This is a genomic window from Flavobacterium bizetiae, from assembly GCF_902804475.1.
GTDB classification, from domain to species: domain Bacteria; phylum Bacteroidota; class Bacteroidia; order Flavobacteriales; family Flavobacteriaceae; genus Flavobacterium; species Flavobacterium bizetiae.
In genome coordinates this window covers 25,814-42,194 of sequence record NZ_CADCSU010000103.1, presented here as the reverse complement: position 1 = coordinate 42,194, position 16,381 = coordinate 25,814, and the positions used below count along the sequence as shown (strand labels likewise).

14 protein-coding genes are annotated in these 16,381 nt (G+C 34.1%); 5 read left to right on the top strand and 9 right to left on the bottom strand.

The annotated features are described in order from the left end of the window. The 4 genes from FLACOL7796_RS13775 to dusB all read left to right on the top strand — a co-directional run bounded on the left by FLACOL7796_RS13775 (window position 1) and on the right by dusB (window position 5,626). Window positions 1–1,518 (top strand): phytoene desaturase family protein, encoded by a 1,518-nt coding sequence (locus tag FLACOL7796_RS13775; RefSeq protein WP_173971341.1) that lies wholly within the window; start codon window positions 1–3, stop codon window positions 1,516–1,518. Between the two features lie 9 nt (window positions 1,519–1,527). Further along, window positions 1,528–3,198 (top strand): C45 family autoproteolytic acyltransferase/hydolase, encoded by a 1,671-nt coding sequence (locus FLACOL7796_RS13770; RefSeq protein ID WP_173971340.1) that lies wholly within the window; start codon window positions 1,528–1,530, stop codon window positions 3,196–3,198. Beyond that, entirely contained in the window at window positions 3,195–4,481 is a 1,287-nt protein-coding gene (locus FLACOL7796_RS13765; RefSeq protein ID WP_173971339.1) for a phenylacetate--CoA ligase family protein, read from the top strand. The genes FLACOL7796_RS13770 and FLACOL7796_RS13765 overlap by 4 nt, the downstream gene beginning before the upstream one ends. Before the next feature lie 152 nt (window positions 4,482–4,633). After that, window positions 4,634–5,626 (top strand): tRNA dihydrouridine synthase DusB, encoded by a 993-nt coding sequence (gene dusB / locus FLACOL7796_RS13760; protein WP_173971338.1) that lies wholly within the window; start codon window positions 4,634–4,636, stop codon window positions 5,624–5,626. 93 nt (window positions 5,627–5,719) lie between these two features. Here dusB and FLACOL7796_RS13755 read toward each other — a convergent pair whose 3' ends face one another. From FLACOL7796_RS13755 to rbfA, 3 genes are all read right to left on the bottom strand, one after another. Continuing rightward, complete coding sequence (locus FLACOL7796_RS13755; RefSeq protein WP_173971337.1) at window positions 5,720–7,147, bottom strand: MATE family efflux transporter; 1,428 nt, start codon at window positions 7,145–7,147, stop codon at window positions 5,720–5,722. Between the two features lie 170 nt (window positions 7,148–7,317). After that, window positions 7,318–8,517, bottom strand: coding sequence for an ABC transporter permease (locus FLACOL7796_RS13750; RefSeq protein ID WP_173971336.1), 1,200 nt, complete (start codon window positions 8,515–8,517; stop codon window positions 7,318–7,320). Between the two features lies 1 nt (window position 8,518). Beyond that, on the bottom strand, window positions 8,519–8,911 hold the full coding sequence (gene rbfA / locus FLACOL7796_RS13745) for a 30S ribosome-binding factor RbfA (RefSeq protein ID WP_173968114.1): 393 nt from the start codon (window positions 8,909–8,911) through the stop codon (window positions 8,519–8,521). Between the two features lie 239 nt (window positions 8,912–9,150). Here rbfA and FLACOL7796_RS13740 point away from each other — a divergent pair, with 239 nt between their 5' ends. Beyond that, window positions 9,151–9,570 carry a CBS domain-containing protein gene (locus tag FLACOL7796_RS13740; RefSeq protein WP_173971335.1) on the top strand — a complete coding sequence of 140 codons (420 nt, stop codon included), beginning with the start codon at window positions 9,151–9,153 and terminating at the stop codon, window positions 9,568–9,570. 49 nt (window positions 9,571–9,619) lie between these two features. On the opposite strand, the gene FLACOL7796_RS13735 is transcribed toward FLACOL7796_RS13740, so the two are convergent. From FLACOL7796_RS13735 to FLACOL7796_RS13710, 6 genes are all read right to left on the bottom strand, one after another. After that, window positions 9,620–10,900: a murein hydrolase activator EnvC family protein gene (locus FLACOL7796_RS13735; RefSeq protein ID WP_173971334.1), complete on the bottom strand. Its 1,281-nt coding sequence runs from the start codon at window positions 10,898–10,900 to the stop codon at window positions 9,620–9,622. Between the two features lie 23 nt (window positions 10,901–10,923). Next, complete coding sequence (locus tag FLACOL7796_RS13730) at window positions 10,924–11,706, bottom strand: DUF4292 domain-containing protein (protein ID WP_173971333.1); 783 nt, start codon at window positions 11,704–11,706, stop codon at window positions 10,924–10,926. Between the two features lie 14 nt (window positions 11,707–11,720). Continuing rightward, window positions 11,721–13,073: a tetratricopeptide repeat protein gene (locus tag FLACOL7796_RS13725; RefSeq protein WP_173971332.1), complete on the bottom strand. Its 1,353-nt coding sequence runs from the start codon at window positions 13,071–13,073 to the stop codon at window positions 11,721–11,723. 49 nt (window positions 13,074–13,122) lie between these two features. Further along, on the bottom strand, window positions 13,123–14,139 hold the full coding sequence (locus FLACOL7796_RS13720; protein ID WP_173971331.1) for a sugar phosphate nucleotidyltransferase: 1,017 nt from the start codon (window positions 14,137–14,139) through the stop codon (window positions 13,123–13,125). Window positions 14,140–14,354: 215 nt separating this feature from the next. After that, on the bottom strand, window positions 14,355–14,789 hold the full coding sequence (gene dut / locus FLACOL7796_RS13715; protein WP_173971330.1) for a dUTP diphosphatase: 435 nt from the start codon (window positions 14,787–14,789) through the stop codon (window positions 14,355–14,357). Between the two features lie 43 nt (window positions 14,790–14,832). Further along, window positions 14,833–16,293 (bottom strand): lipopolysaccharide biosynthesis protein, encoded by a 1,461-nt coding sequence (locus FLACOL7796_RS13710; RefSeq protein ID WP_173971329.1) that lies wholly within the window; start codon window positions 16,291–16,293, stop codon window positions 14,833–14,835. Window positions 16,294–16,381: the final 88 nt, after the last annotated feature.

The following is a 16,381-nucleotide window of genomic DNA, read 5'->3' as shown; positions in this document are numbered from 1 at the left end:
ATGAAAGAGCAATACGATGTAGTAATAACAGGCAGCGGTCTCGGCGGATTGGTCTCGGCAATAATTCTGGCAAAAGAAGGTTATAGCGTTTGTGTGCTCGAAAAAAACAATCAATACGGCGGAAATCTGCAAACTTTTGTGCGCGATAAAACCATTTTTGATACCGGAATTCACTACATAGGAGGTCTTGACGAAGGGCAAAATCTGTACAAATATTTTAAATATTTGGGCATTATGGATCATCTTAATCTTAAAAAATTAGATGAAAATGGTTTTGATATTATCTCTTTTGAAGACGATGAAAACGAATATCCTCATGCTCAGGGTTACGATAATTTTGCCAATCAGTTGGTCACTTTTTTCCCAAATGAAAAAGCAAACATCGAGGAATATTGTAAAAAAATAAAAGCGATTTGCGAATGTTTTCCGCTCTATAATTTAGAATGGGAAGGAAAATACGATAACGAAATTCTGTCTCTAAATGCCAAACAAACGATCGAAGAATGTACAGAAAATGAAAAACTAAAAGCGGTTCTTGCCGGTTCTAATTTCTTGTATGCGGGTATTGCAGATAAATCGCCATTTTACGTTCATGCCCTTTCTGTAAACTCTTATATTCAAAGTTCCTGGCGTTGTATCAATGGCGGAAGTCAAATCACGAAGCAGCTTTTGAAACAGCTTAAAAAATACGGCGGCGAATTTTACAAATACAAAGAAGTTACTAGATTTAATGTCGAAGATAAAAAAGTAACTTCGGTTGATATGAAAGACGGAACTCAGGTTTCCGGTTCTTATTTTATCTCAAACATAGAACCCAAAACTACGCTAAAACTGGCTGGCGAAGAGAACTTTAGAAAATCATTTTACAGCAGGGTCCAAAGTCTCGAAGGCGTTATTTCGGCCTTTAGTTTATACATTGTTTTTAAACCCGAAACTTTCAAATACATCAACCACAACCATTATCATTTCAAGAAAAGCAGCGAAGTCTGGACGGCACATGATTATGACGAAAACTCGTGGCCAAAAGCTTTTATGGCTTCTATGAATGCCTCAAAAAAGCAAGAAGAGTGGGCCGAAGGAATGACTTTCATAACTTATATGAAATACGAAGATGTCGCGCCCTGGATCGATACTTTTAATACAACCGTCGATGAAAATGATCGCGGAGAAAGCTACGAAGAGTTTAAATCCCGAAAAGCGGCTAAGTTTTTAACTGAAATTGAGGTGAAATTCCCCGGTATTAGAGATTGCATTCAATCTGTGCATACTTCTACTCCGCTTTCGTATCGCGATTATATTGGCGGAGACAATGGTAATATGTACGGTTATGTTAAAGATTCGAATAATCCGATGAAAACCCTGATTCCGTCAAAAACTAAGCTGGATAATTTATATCTTACAGGCCAAAGTATCAACATGCACGGAGTCTTAGGCGTGACGATTGGCGCGGTTGTAACTTGCTCAGAAATTCTGGGAAAAGAATATTTAGTCACCAAAATAAATCAAGCGTCTGAATAAAGTGTAGATATGAAAAGCCGAATTAATTTATTTTTTTTCGTTGGTTTTTTATTGGTGTTAGCCTCTTGCGGAACATCAAAATCTATGCATCATCTTCCTGAAGTTGCCAATTATAATGCAACAAAGCCCGTTGTCGTAAAACAATCTGACAGCGCTTTTGTTTCGGGAAAAAATTCACTTTTAAAAAATAAACAAGGACTTTGGGAATTATACGTCGAAGGCGATCCGCTTGAAATTGGTCTTAATACCGGCGCTTTGTCTGATTCTCTTTTAAAAAATCAGGAACATATATTCTTCTCGAAAATAAAGGATATTGTTCCGTCGAAATTTCAGCAAAGACTCCTTCGAAATTTTCTAAAATGGTACAACAGAAAATTATATCTTAATGTTCCTGAAGAATATCAAACCGAAATTTTTGGCGTTTCGCAATACACATCGCATGATTTTGATAATATCGCGCCACAATTTCAGCGTAGTTTGTATTTGCACGCCGCGCACGATATTGGTCACGCTTTGCAGGATTTGGCTTTGGTGGGTTGCTCCTCTTTTGCTGCCTGGGGAGAAAAATCTGAGGACGGAAATTTAATCCTCGGGCGTAATTTTGATTTTTATGTTAATGACGCTTTCGCGGAAAATAAAATCGTGGCGTTTATAAATCCGAAAGAAGGACATCAATTTATGATGATCACCTGGCCCGGAATGGTGGGCGCGGTTTCCGGAATGAATGAAGAAGGTTTAACGGTTACGATTAATGCTTCGAAATCTAAAATACCGTTGATTGCCAAAACTCCTATTTCGATTTTGACACGTGAAATTTTGCAACATACCAAGAATATTGAAGAAGCGATTGCGATTGCTAAAAAAAGGGAAGTTTTTGTTTCAGAATCTATTATGGTTGGAAGTGCACACGATAACAAAGCGATTTTAATTGAAGTTTCACCCAAAAAAATGGACGTTTATGAAGTACCAAATAGCGATCAATTGTTTTGTTCCAACCATTTTCAGGGAGAGGATTTAAAAAACGAAAAACGAAATCAATTGCAAATTGCCAACAGCCATTCTGAATATCGCTTTGAAAGAATGCAGGAACTTTTTGCAGAAAACCCGAAAATCAACCCAAAAATTGCCTCTGAAATTCTAAGAAATAAAGACGGTTTACAAAATATTGCGCTGGGTTATGGCAACGAAAAAGCCCTGAATCAATTAATGGCACATCATGGAGTAATTTTTAAACCAAAAGAAAAATTGGTTTGGGTTTCGGCAAATCCATATCAGTTAGGCGAATTTGTCTGCTATAATCTGGATTCTATTTTTAAAGAAAGAAAAATGAAAACAGTTGTTTCTTCTTTTCAACAGAAAAATTTAGACATTCCAAAAGATCCTTTTCTGGAAACCATTCAATACAAAAACTATCAAAAATTTAGAATTGAAGATCATAAAATAGATCTGTATCTTAAAAATAAAGAAACGATCAATCCTGAATTTATCCAGAATTATCAATCCTTAAACCCTGATTATTGGGTTGTGTATTACAAAGCAGGGTTGTACTTTTATCAAAAAAAAGAATACCAGCTTTCTCAGGCCAATTTTGAAAAAGCTTTAACCAAAGAAATTACGACAGTTCCTGATAAAACAGCAATTGAAGATTATTTAAAAAAAATCAAAAGAAAATTACGATGATTCCATTAATAGAAAAAGATTCTTTAGAAGAAATTAAAAATTTTCAAGAGCAAAAATTAGTCGAACTTTTAGAATATATCAGTCAAAATTCCCCTTTTTACAAACGCCTTTTTGCAGGACAAAATATTGATATTTCGAAAATTAAAACGCTCGAAGATTTGCAATATTTGCCTGTAACAACAAAAGAAGATTTACAAGAATACAACGATGATTTTTTGTGTGTTCCGCAACATAAAATTATCGATTATGCTTCGACTTCAGGGACTTTAGGAGATCCTGTAACTTTTGGTTTAACAGATTCTGACTTAGACCGATTGGCGTATAATGAAGCGATTTCGTTTGCCTGCGCCGGAATTGCCGAAGGTGATGTAGTGCAATTAATGACAACAATCGACAGAAAATTTATGGCTGGTCTTGCCTATTTTCTTGGTTTGCGAAAACTAAAAGTGGGCGTAATTCGTGTTGGTGCCGGAATTCCAGAATTGCAATGGGATTCGATTTTAAAATACAAACCTTCTTATTTAATTACCGTTCCTTCGTTTTTATTAAAGTTAATTGAATACGCCGAAGCACACGGAATTGATTATAATAATTCGAGTATAAAAGGTGCAATTTGCATTGGTGAATCTTTGCGTAATCAGGATTTTTCGATGAATATCTTATCGAATAAAATCACTGAAAAATGGAATATTAAGTTGTTTTCGACTTATGCTTCTACAGAAATGAGCACCGCTTTTACAGAATGCGAACACGGAAATGGTGGCCATCATCATCCGGAATTGATTATTGTTGAAGTGCTGGACGAAAATAATATTCCTGTAAAAGAGGGCGAAATTGGCGAACTAACTTTTACGACTTTAGGTATTGAAGCGATGCCTTTGTTACGTTTTAAAACCGGAGATATTGTTCAGTTACACCACAGTCCTTGCGCTTGCGGTCGAAATACGTTGCGCGTTGGACCAGTTGTGGGACGTAAAAAACAAATGATAAAATACAAAGGTACAACACTTTATCCGCCAGCGATGAATGATGTTTTGAGTGGTTTTGATAATATCGAAAATCATATTATCGAGATCTCGACCAACGATTTAGGAACGGATGAAATCCTGATAAAAATTGCGGTAAAAAATCAATCTTCTGAATTTTTACAAGAAATAAAAGATCACTTTAGAGCCAAATTAAGAGTTACACCAAAGATCGAGTTCGCCTCGAAAGAAACTTTAAATCCTTTAGTTTTTAACCCAATGAGCCGAAAACCAATTCGATTTTTTGATTATAGGTAACTTTATAGGTGCAAAGTTGCAAAGGTTCAGAGGGACAAAGGCTCTTAATCAACGTTATAAAAAAACCTTTGTCCCTTTGTTACTTTGAGCCTTTGTACCTCGAATTGTGCCAATTCGACTAAAAAGTTGTAATTTTGCACAAAATATTGAAGATGGTCAAGATTGGCAACATAGAATTACCCGAATTTCCTTTATTACTCGCACCGATGGAAGATGTTAGTGATCCGCCGTTTCGCAGATTATGCAAAACGCATGGCGCTGATATGATGTATTCTGAATTTATTTCGTCTGAAGGATTGATTCGTGATGCGATCAAAAGTAGAATGAAGTTGGATATTTTTGATTACGAACGTCCGGTTGGAATTCAGATTTTTGGTGGTGATGAAGAAGCAATGGCACTTTCGTCTAAAATTGTTTCTACAGTAAAACCTGATTTAGTGGATATTAATTTTGGATGTCCTGTAAAAAAAGTAGTTTGTAAAGGTGCCGGAGCCGGAGTTTTAAAAGATGTAGATTTGATGGTTCGTTTGACAAAAGCGGTTATCAGAAGTACAGATTTGCCTGTAACGGTAAAAACGCGTTTAGGCTGGGATGAAAATTCAATCAACATTGATGAAGTTGCTGAAAGACTTCAGGATATTGGTGTTCAAGCTTTAACGATTCATGCAAGAACCCGTGCTCAAATGTATAAAGGGCATTCTGATTGGTCGCATATTGCACGTGTAAAAAACAACCCGAGAATTACAATGCCTATTTTTGGAAATGGCGATATCGACAATCCTGAAAAAGCATTAAAATATAAAAACGAATATGGTATTGACGGAATCATGATTGGTCGTGCTGCTATTGGTTATCCGTGGATTTTTAACGAAATCAAGCATTATTTTAAGACGGGTGAACACTTAGCTGCTCCAACAGTTGCTGATCGTGTAGAAGCTGCCAGAAATCATCTTATGTGGTCGATGGAATGGAAAGGCGAACGTTTAGGAATTGTTGAAATGCGCCGTCATTATACCAATTATTTTAAAGGAATTCATTCCTTTAAAGAATACAAACAAAAACTGGTAACTACTGATGAACCTGAAGCTTTGTTTGCTATTATGAAAGAAATCGAGCAGGTTTATGCTGGATATGAGTTTGTTTAAACTATAATATAATCTTTGTCAAAGTTTTAAACTTTGACAAAGACCTGATATAAAAAAAGACCTTCAAAATTTGAAGGTCTTTTTTGTTATAAATTATACTTGAATACGTTTCCATTTTCCTCTTTTATAAAAGAAAATACTCGCCAATGTTATTGCAGTTTCCGCAACCGGAATTGCGATAAAAACTCCTGTTGGCCCCATATTAAAATGTTTTGCCAACACATAAGCAAGTGGAATCTGGAACAACCAAAAACCAAAGAAATTAATTCCGGTTGGTGTCCAGGTATCTCCTGCCCCATTGAATGTATTGATTAAAACCATTCCGATTCCGTAAAAGATAAATCCGATACTCATAATCTGTAAGGCTTCGACAGCTATTGTTTTTACCAATTCATCGTTGGTAAAAAACGAAATAATATACTTTCCAAAACACAATACAATTACCATAATGGTCGCCATAAAAATGACATTGTATTTGGCCGTAGTATAAACTGATTTTTCGGCACGATCGATTTGTTTTGCTCCTAAGTTTTGCCCTACCAGAGTTGCTGCGGCATTACTTAATCCCCAAGCCGGAAGAATAAAAAACATCATAATTCTAAGCGCAGTCTGATATCCTGCAGATCCATGATCTCCGCCTGTTGTTGCTACCAATTGCGCCAGAAAAATCCAGCTGCAAGATGCAATAACGAATTGTAGAACTCCCGGAGCAGCAATTTTTACCAATGCCTTTATTTGATGAAAATCCGGAATGAAATAAGAAAGTTTGATTTTTAAAGCTCCATTGCCAAAAAACAAATGAAATACCTGATACAATACTCCAATACTTCTTCCTAAAGTGGTAGCGATTGCTGCACCGGTTAATCCAAAAGCAGGAATTGGGCCGAAACCGTTAATTAATATCGGACATAAAACAATATTTAAAATGTTGGCTAACCAAAGACTTTTCATGGCAATTGCTGCGTTTCCTGCTCCGCGAAATATTCCGTTAATCAGGAACAAAAGCATAATGCATAAACTTCCGCCAATCATAATTTGGGTAAAAATATAACCGTGTTCTGCCGCTTCCTCAGAAGCGCCCATTAACATCAGGATTTCTTTGGCATAAATAACGCCAAAAATACTTATGATACAATTGATCACAAAAGCAATAATAATGGCCTGCATTCCGGCTTTTGCTGCTGCAACAGGATCTTTTTCGCCAATGCGTCGGGCAACAACTGCTGTTGCGGCCATACTCATACCAATAGCGACTGAATATATAATAGCAAGTACAGATTCTGTTAATCCTACGGTTTGAATCGCAAAACTGCTGTGCTCTAAATGTCCTACGAAATAAAGATCGACCAAAGCAAAAACAGATTCCATCATCATTTCTAAGACCATCGGAATGGCCAATAGAATAACTGCTTTTTTGATACTTCCTACGGTATAATCAAAAGATTCGTCTCCTTTGATGGCTTGTTTTAAAGTGGTGAAAATTTTAGAAAATAAACTTTTCTGTATAGTTGTTTCTGTCATGATGTATTAGGATAAATGATAAAATTGGTCCAGATTCAAAGATCTGAACAGAAGAAAAATAAACGTAAGTATCCTAATTATTCGAAAAAATAAAATAGGATTAGGCAGAAACAATCATAAACTGTAGTTTTTTAAGAGGATAAATATAAGTAATATTTTTTAGGAAAATATTAATCTAATAACTTTTTACTTACACGACTGCTGGCGATTAAGGAAGCCACAAAACCAAGTGATACAATTGTTCCCATAACTATAAGCACATTTTCAAGACTGAAAACTACCGGATATGCCAAAGTTGGGGTGATCATAATAAGTTCAAATCGCTGTTGTAACAGCACTAAAATAATACCGAGAATGAGACCAATTATCCCTCCAAAAACGCTTAGCAAAGTTCCTTGCAGCAGGAATATTTTTCGCAAACTACTGATTTCTGTTCCAAGGTTAAAAAGGGTTTTAAGATTTCCTTTCTTTTCTAAAATCATCATAATTAATGCTCCAACCAAATTAAAAAGGGCCACAATAATTACCAAAGTAAAAATCAGGTAAACCACGATATTCTCTGTATTTAGCATTTTATACAAAGACTCATTAAGTTGAGCTCTGTTTTTTATGGTGATTTTATTATTGAAAATGGTATTTAGCTTGTCACTAATAGCCCTTTCATTTGCTCCTTCTTTCAGATGAAATTCGATTCCTGAAATTTGATTCGGTTTATACATCAGCAACTCCTGAGCTAAACCTATATCAGCAAACACATATTTTGAATCTAAATCTTCGCTGATTGAATAAATTCCGACAGGTAAAACATCTGTTTTATTAAAGGCTTCTTCCGGATTTTCGATTGCTCCTTTTCCGGGTTTTGGTGCGAATATCTGCAGAGGGTTTTCGAAATCAAGGATTCCCATCGAAAAATCCTGTGCAATTCCGTAACCAATAACCACCTGATATGTATCCGGTTTTAGCCAGTCTCCGTTAAAGAGTTTTTTTTTGATGTCGTTTACTACAGGATAATTTCTGTCGACACCTTTTAGATAAGTAACTTGTTGTTTGTCTTTAAACAAAAACAAAACACGTTCTTCGATAATTTTGGTATATAAAACTACACCGTCAATTTTCTTAATTTGATTTTCCTGATCGGGCGTAATCAAAAACGATTTTCCGTAAGTACTTGTAATTTTTAGATCGGGATCTATCTCGTTTGTAAACGAAAGACTAAAGACTTTTAATCCGCTAAAAACAGATAAAACCACAAACAAAGCCATTGTGCCAACAATAATTCCCATGCTGGCAATGCGATTAATGATATTGATAGCATTGTTTTTACTTCTGCTAAAAATATAACGTTTGGCTATGTAAAGGGGGAAATTCAATTTATGATTTTCTTCTTTTTTCTAAAAGATCACGATTTTCGATTGGATTTTCTCTGTTTGATAATGCGTTATCAATTTTTTCGATATAATCTAAAGAGTCATCGATAAAGAATACCAGGTTGGGTACACGACGCAATTGCAAACGAACACGTTGTGATAAATCATGCTTGATTAAAGTACTGTTTGACTTTATACCTTCTAAAGTTTCTTTGGCTTTGTCCTGAGGAAAAATGCTTAAATAAACTGTTGCCACAGATAAGTCTGTAGTAACACTAACTTTGGATACCGAAATTACCAAATTAGTAATTCCGTTTTTTCTCACTTCACCTTGCAAAATATCAACCAAATCTTTCTGGATGACACCGCCTATTTTTTTCTGTCTATTTGTTTCCATAGTGCAAAAATACTATTTTAAATTTCAATCGATACAATTTCAAATGAACAATAGAATGATTTTTATCTTCAAATCTGTTTTATCCTTTATAAAGTTACAATTTCGATTGTCATTTTCAATAAAAAGATAAAAAATCAGGTCTTTAAAATTAAACCAAACTATCTCTCCGAACTGACAAAAATCATATTATTTATGAGAATTTTTGGACACATTTGATAGAACTTTAAAACGTATCAATTATGAAAAAAAGAGAACCAATCAGTCATATCATGACTAAAAGCGTCGTGACCGTAAACGAAAATGACGACTTAAGAAAAGTAGTTGAAAAATTAAAGAAACATAATATTCGTCATATCCCGGTTATCCGAAACAAAGAGGTAATTGGTATTATAAGCCGAACAGATATTAACCGATTGACTTTTGGGGCTTTATTTGAAGGTCAGGAAGGTGCTGACGAAGCAATTCTGGACATGCTGACGATTGCTCAGGTTATGACAGCAAAACCAAAAACAATATCGTCTACTACGATCATTAGAGATTCGGCAGAAATTTTTGTAAAAGAAGAGTTTCATGCGCTTCCGGTGGTAGATAATGGAGAGCTTAAAGGTATCGTTACTACAACTGATATTTTAAGATATTTTCTAGAACAATATGATTAACCAAAAAACCAACCCACGAAAAAGGGAGCTAATTTAGCTCCCTTTTTTATTATCTGTTTTGTAACCATCCTTCCGGATTGTTATTCGATACGTTTTGAAGAATCAAAAACTTAATGATTGTTTTTCCTGTATCTCCACTTGTTCTTACTTTCCCGATAACTTGTTTCACTTTTACTTTGTCACCTTGCTCGACAGATACTGAACTTAAGTTTTGATATACTGTAAAGTAATCTCCGTGCTGAATAAAAACAGCTCTGTTTACAGGAGATAAAGCGATAACTTTTGATACTACTCCTTCGAATACAGCGCGTGCGCTTGCTCCTTGTTCTGTAGTAATCTCTACTCCTGAATTATGAACTGTAAGTGTTGGATAAAGTGGATGCGGCTGATCTCCGTAACCAAGAGATATAAATCCTTTTTCTACCGGCCAAGGCAGTTTTCCTCTGTTGGCTTTAAAATCGGCAGCTAAGATTTTACCTTCCGGAGTTAATGTAATTCTGTCTGATGAATAACTTTTAGGTGCTGACGCTTCTGCTTTTTCTGCTTCGCTGGCTTTACCTTCTGCAATTCTTCTGCGTCTCTCTTCTTCGGCTCTTTGATTGGCTAATCTAATTTGTTCGCGGATCAGCTCTTTAATTTTAGCATCGATTTTTCTCGATTCCTGCTGCTTCGCTTTTGTATCGGCAATAATTTTATTTTTATCTTTTTTAATCGAGTTAACTAACTTTTGCTGTTCTTGTTTCTCAACTTCTAAGCTTTGTTTTTCTTTTTGATTTTCGGCAATAATTTTTTTCTTAACCTGTCTTTGTCCGTCCAATTTAGCATTGTAATCAACTAATTGTGCGGTTTTTGATTGAATTTCTAAACCTTGATTTTTTCTAAAATTGGTATATTGTTTTAAATATTGCGCTCTTTTGTATGCTTGCAAAAAGCTTTCTGAAGATAAAATAAACATGGCTCTACTTTGCTCAGATCTGCTTTTATATGATTTTAGAATCATTTTTGCATAATCGGCTTTTAATATTTCAAGTTCTTTTTTTAGTTTATTAACCTTAACCTGATTAATATACATATCATTACTTAAAAGCTTTTCTTGTTTTGCCGTAGTATTTATCAGTTTCTCTTTCAGTTTAATTTTATTCGCCTGAATTAAAAAAACATTTACTGCTGATTTTTCTTTTTTCTTTACAGATTGCAGCATTTTTTCGTTGTCTCTAATTTCCTGCTGAATCTGAGCTTTACGCTGCTCAAGTTTTTCTTGTTGCGAATCTTGTGCCCATACAAATGTAGTGGCACATATAAAAATTAGGCTTAGGAGAAATTTTGGCATGTTTATGTTTTCTTTTTGCAAATTTACTTAATTATAACTTTTTTATAACCACTTGGTACGCTATATGGAAAAGAAAGTTCTTCATTAAATGAAATATTGTTGTAATTCAAATTAATATTGGTTTTTCCTTTTGGCTGAATAGCATTAATCTCAATACTGGTTGGGATTGTTCCCTGATTAAAAACTTTACTATCACCATAGGAAATTTGCAGCATTCTGTTTTCTGAAGGCTGAGAAATCTCTTCTTTTTGCACTAAATATTTATCTGCATCTAAAAAGAATGCTTTCTTTATATTCGTTTCTTTTTCGTCTTCTAATTTAAAAAGATTGTCTACAATTGTTTGGGTATATTTTCCTTTTCTTAAATCGTCAAGTGCTTCTCCTACTAATAAATTCTGAACTTTGCTATAATCTAATTCAGTTCCTAGCCATTTGCTTAAACTAGTAAAATCGCCTTCGTAATAGGTACTGTTTATTTTTTCGTAGTAACTTACTGTTGTTGGCGTTATCAAAGCTTTTGCCATAGTAATTCCTAAAAAACGTACACTTATTAAGATCTGTTTGTCTTTTTCGATTCTAATGTCGGCAGTAACATTCTGACTTTGTTTTTCGTCAGCATATTTAGCGCTGGCTTTTATGTATAAAGTCGAAAAATCTAATTTATTTTCATAATGTTTCTCGACTGCTTTTTTATCTTCTTTTGTAATAACTTCTGTAGTGCCGTTATTATTTTGTACTGCAACTGCCTTTGATTTACAAGAAACCATAAAAGCTGTTGCTAATACTAGTGCTATATATTTTTTCATCTGAATTTACTCTTTTACTTTTTTTTCTTTAATAATTCATTTGCCTTCAAAAAGTATTCCTCTTTTTTCTTAGCATCTCCTAAACCATTGTATGCCTCTCCTAACTGAATATTAAAATTTGCTTCCAACGCTTTATCATCGACTACATAATCGAGTCCCATTTCTAAAACGGTTTTTGCATTTTTAAATTGTTGTAACTGATTGTTTCCTAAGCCGGCATAATAATAAAATTGTGGCTGACTAGGATAAATTTCAATCATATTCATCGCTCTTTTTGTCATCGGTTCAAATTGTTTTGCTTGTGTATATGCCTCAAGCAACAACAAATTGGTTTCACGATCTGTATCTGAATTTGATTTTAAATCTTTCTCATAATACTTAATAGCATTCTCAAACTGACCTTTGCTATGATAAAATTTTCCAACTTCTTTTGCAACATCAATTTCTTTATCATTATCGAAATAAGCAATGGCTTTCTCTAAATCAGGAGCATATTGTGGATTTTTATTCACAAAAATTAAAAACTCATTTAGAGTACGATGCTTAATTTTTGAATCAATTTTTGAACTTGATAAAATTACATTCATCGCTTTAATAGCTTTGTCTGCCTGGTTTGCGTCTATATAAACTTTAAACAAACTTACTTGCGCCCACTCTGATGTAGGAACTTCTTTTGCCAATTGTTTCGCAACTTCAAGAGCTTTGTCTGTTTCTTCTGCTTTTGAATATAAAAAAATCAGATTTATATAATTCGATTCTTCTTTTGGACTCTTTTTTATCTGATCGATAAGATTCGTGATTTCAGCATTCTGATATTTTCCCTGAGATAAAATCTGCATTTTATAACGGTCACGATCTTCTGATTTTCCGAATTTATCGTTCATTTCATTGATCGTTACAAGGGCTTTGTCAAACTGATTTGTAATCATATATAATGAAATCAGATCGTCTTTGTATTCTTCATCAAAAGCAATTATTTTTTGAATGGTTTCAATTGCCAAAGGATAGTTCTTGGTTTCGTAACTTACATCGTAAATTCCTAACCAGTACCATTTATTTTTTGGATCTAATTGTGTCGCTTTTTCAAAAGAATCCTGTGCATTTCGATAATCTTTTAATGACAGATAATTTTTTCCCAATTCGAAATAAGCTACAGCATCATTAGGTTTTAGCTTAACGCATTTATCCAGCGATGCTATTGCTTTATCATAATTTTCAATTCCTTTTTGTTTTAATGATTCATAAAAAGCATCCTGATATTCATCTGTTGCCATAGCAATATCTTCCGGTTCTGTTTGTGCCATAACCGAAATTGGATTGCCAAGCAAAACGAAAAATAAAATGACTATAACTCCTTTTTGTATCATCTTTAAAATTTAATCTTTAAACAAAAACGAATCTATTTAAGCTTATTATTTATTCTAAAACCGAATAATCACCAATGCTAATGCTGGTAAACTTGCCGTCATAAACAACGTGATTTCCTATCATAGCATTGTCTAAGTTAGCGTTTTTTATTTGAGAATAGGTTTGTACTAAACTATTCTTTATCGAACTGTCGATTACGTGACATCCTTTTCCTATTGAAACGTTTGGCCCAACTGTTGCGTTTTTCAACACTACATTTTCGCCAATATAGCAAGGAGGAATAATAGTTGAGTTTTCTAATTTTACATCATAATCTACTAAATGCTCTCCGTCGTTATGCAAGAATCCTAACATTCTTGAATTGGTTTCGACAGTAACATCTTTGTTTCCGCAATCCATCCATTCGTCAACGCTTCCGGTTTTAAAAACTTTACCGTTGGCCATCATTGCTTTAATTCCGTCGTTGATTTGATATTCTCCACCATTCTGGATATTATTATCCAAAACTCCCTGAAGTTCTTTTTTCAAATCTCCCACTTCTTTAAAATAGTAGATTCCGATAACGGCTAAATCACTTACGAATTCTTTTGGTTTTTCTACCAATTCTATAATTTCATTATTTCCGTTAAGTTTTACTACGCCAAATGCTTCCGGCTGTTCTACTTGTTTTACCCAAATCACGGCATCAGCAGCAGGATCTAATTCAAAATCTGCTCTGATTAATGTATCCGCGTAAGCGATAACTGCAGGACCCGATAAAGATTCTTTGGCACACATAATCGCATGACCTGTTCCTAATGGTAAATCCTGACGATAGATCGAAGCTTTTGCTCCTAAACTTCCGGCCAATTCTTCTAAACTTTCTACCAAATCATCTCCAAAAAAAGCAGGATCTCCTAAAATAAAAGCAACTTCTTCGATAGGTTCTTTTAATATTTTAGCAATGTCTTCGACTAAACGATGTACAATAGATTTTCCTGCAACAGGAATTAATGGTTTAGGAACGGTTAAAGTATGTGGCCTAAGTCTTGATCCGCGACCCGCCATTGGAACGATTATTTTCATTTATCTCTTTATTTTATTCGAAGATTTAAAAAAATCCTCTTAGTTTGGTTCTTAATTTTTAACCTTAAAGGTTACTTTGTTCTGCAACTTAAAGTTTTTAACCGCAAAGTTCGCGATCCCGATAGCTATCGGGATTCGCAAAGATCGCAAGGTCTTTCATTTTATTTTTAAGGTCGCAAATTACAGAAAATGATTACTGTAACTGCAACTGAAAACTATTTAACTCCAGTACTTCCAAATCCGCCTTCGCCTCTTGATGTTTCAGAAAGCTCTGTAACTTCAATCCATTCTGCTCTTTCGTGTTTGGCAATAATTAATTGTGCAATTCGTTCTCCGTTTTCGATTACGAATTCTTCATTTGATAAATTTACTAAAATTACCCCTATTTCGCCTCTATAATCGGCATCAACCGTTCCTGGAGAGTTTAAAACTGTAACTCCTTTTTTAGCTGCTAAACCACTTCTTGGTCGAACTTGTGCTTCGTAACCAATTGGCAATTCAATAAAAAGTCCCGTTTTTACGATGGTTCTTTCTAATGGTTTTAATGTGATAGACTCGGTTAAATTTGCACGTAAATCCATTCCTGCCGAAGCAATTGTTTCGTAGTTTGGTAAAGCGTGCTGTGATTTATTGATAATTTGTATTTTCATTTTTATTTTAAAAGATTAAGATTGAATTTATTACAACTCAATTTTATTTTCTATTCATAATTCCCTTGATCGTGTCTTTCTCGTTGTGATACACAAAATACATGAATCCTAATAATAACGGAATTCCAACAAAATAATTTTCTCTAAATCCATAAAAAGAAATGGCCGAAAAAACAATTGAAATTCCTAAGTAAGCTCCAATTTTGTTCATATCATATGGTATTGGATAATATTTGTTTCCTAGTACATAAGAAATCAACATCATACTTCCGTAAGCAGAAATAGTCGCAATTGCTGAACCGTAGTAGCTGTATTTTGGAATTAAAAAATAATTTAAAACCAATGTTACTATTGCTCCAACAATCGAAATATATGCTCCAATTTTTGTTTTATCTGTTAGTTTGTACCAAACAGATAAGTTGTTGTAAATTCCTAAAAAGAAGTTCGCCAGGATAATTAGTGGCACTACTTTCATTGCTTCCCAATACGATTTATTGTCTAGTAAAAGATATTTTAAAACATCGGCAAAAACAATGACTCCTAATAGAATTAAGGATCCCAGAATAACAAAATATTTTGTAATTACTGCATACGTTTGAGGCGCATTTGCGTTTTTAGCATGACTAAAAAAGAAAGGTTCGATTCCTAATCTAAAAGCTGTAGCAAACAAAACCATAAACAATCCTAATTTGTAACAAGCTGAATAAGCTCCAACTTCAGATTTTGCTAAATTTTCAGGCAATAAATATCCTAATAGAATTTTATCGAAATGCTCATTAACAGCAAAGGCAAGTCCGGCAACCAAAATTGGTAAACCGTATTTCATCATTTTTTTCCAAAGTATCGGATCGAATTTTCTTCCCAACGAAAGATAATTTGGCGAAAGCACAATAAATGTAGCTAAACTCGCCAGTAGATTTGCAATGAAAATATAAGCAATCTGGAAATTCTCTACATATAAATTATCCCAAACAGAGTTAGGATTTGAAGCAGCAAGCTTAGGCAAATACATTAAAAAGAAAATATTCAGCAATAAATTGATTACTACATTTCCTATTTTGATTGCTGCATAAACCATTGGTCTTTGATTGGCTCTAAGTTTAGAAAAAGGTATTAAAACCAAGGCATCTAAAACTAAAATCCAAACGGTATAGGTAATATATTGTACATCGACTTCGGCAAGACTTGCCAATGTATTTCTAAAAATTAAAGCCGCAAATAAGAAAATAATCGATGACCAAAATATTGATATTGTCGACGTTGCAATTACATTTTTCTTATCGTCCTCGGCACTATAGAATCTAAAAAATGCTGTTTCCATTCCGTACGAAAGAACCACATTAAAGAAAACCATCCATGACAAAACGATCGAAACCTCGCCATATTCTGCAGTTGGTAAAATACCAGTGTACAATCTTACCAATAAAAAACTTAGCATTCTTGGTAATACAGTCGCTAGTCCGTAAATAGCAGTTTGTTTGAACAGATTTTTATATAATCCCAAAATAATTTATAATAAAGTTTGTAAAACAAAAATAACCAATTCTTTGGTTTATTATTGATTTTGTAGGTTCAATAAAAAAATTGGTGTG

Coding starts and splice junctions, on each gene's coding strand:
- FLACOL7796_RS13775 (WP_173971341.1), top strand. CDS start 1: ATGAAAGAGCAATACGATGTAGTAATAACAGGCAGCGGTCTCGGCGGA.
- FLACOL7796_RS13770 (WP_173971340.1), top strand. CDS start 1,528: ATGAAAAGCCGAATTAATTTATTTTTTTTCGTTGGTTTTTTATTGGTG.
- FLACOL7796_RS13765 (WP_173971339.1), top strand. CDS start 3,195: ATGATTCCATTAATAGAAAAAGATTCTTTAGAAGAAATTAAAAATTTT.
- dusB (WP_173971338.1), top strand. CDS start 4,634: ATGGTCAAGATTGGCAACATAGAATTACCCGAATTTCCTTTATTACTC.
- FLACOL7796_RS13755 (WP_173971337.1), bottom strand. CDS start 7,147: ATGACAGAAACAACTATACAGAAAAGTTTATTTTCTAAAATTTTCACC.
- rbfA (WP_173968114.1), bottom strand. CDS start 8,911: ATGGAAACAAATAGACAGAAAAAAATAGGCGGTGTCATCCAGAAAGAT.
- FLACOL7796_RS13740 (WP_173971335.1), top strand. CDS start 9,151: ATGAAAAAAAGAGAACCAATCAGTCATATCATGACTAAAAGCGTCGTG.
- FLACOL7796_RS13735 (WP_173971334.1), bottom strand. CDS start 10,900: ATGCCAAAATTTCTCCTAAGCCTAATTTTTATATGTGCCACTACATTT.
- FLACOL7796_RS13730 (WP_173971333.1), bottom strand. CDS start 11,706: ATGAAAAAATATATAGCACTAGTATTAGCAACAGCTTTTATGGTTTCT.
- FLACOL7796_RS13725 (WP_173971332.1), bottom strand. CDS start 13,073: ATGATACAAAAAGGAGTTATAGTCATTTTATTTTTCGTTTTGCTTGGC.
- FLACOL7796_RS13720 (WP_173971331.1), bottom strand. CDS start 14,139: ATGAAAATAATCGTTCCAATGGCGGGTCGCGGATCAAGACTTAGGCCA.
- dut (WP_173971330.1), bottom strand. CDS start 14,789: ATGAAAATACAAATTATCAATAAATCACAGCACGCTTTACCAAACTAC.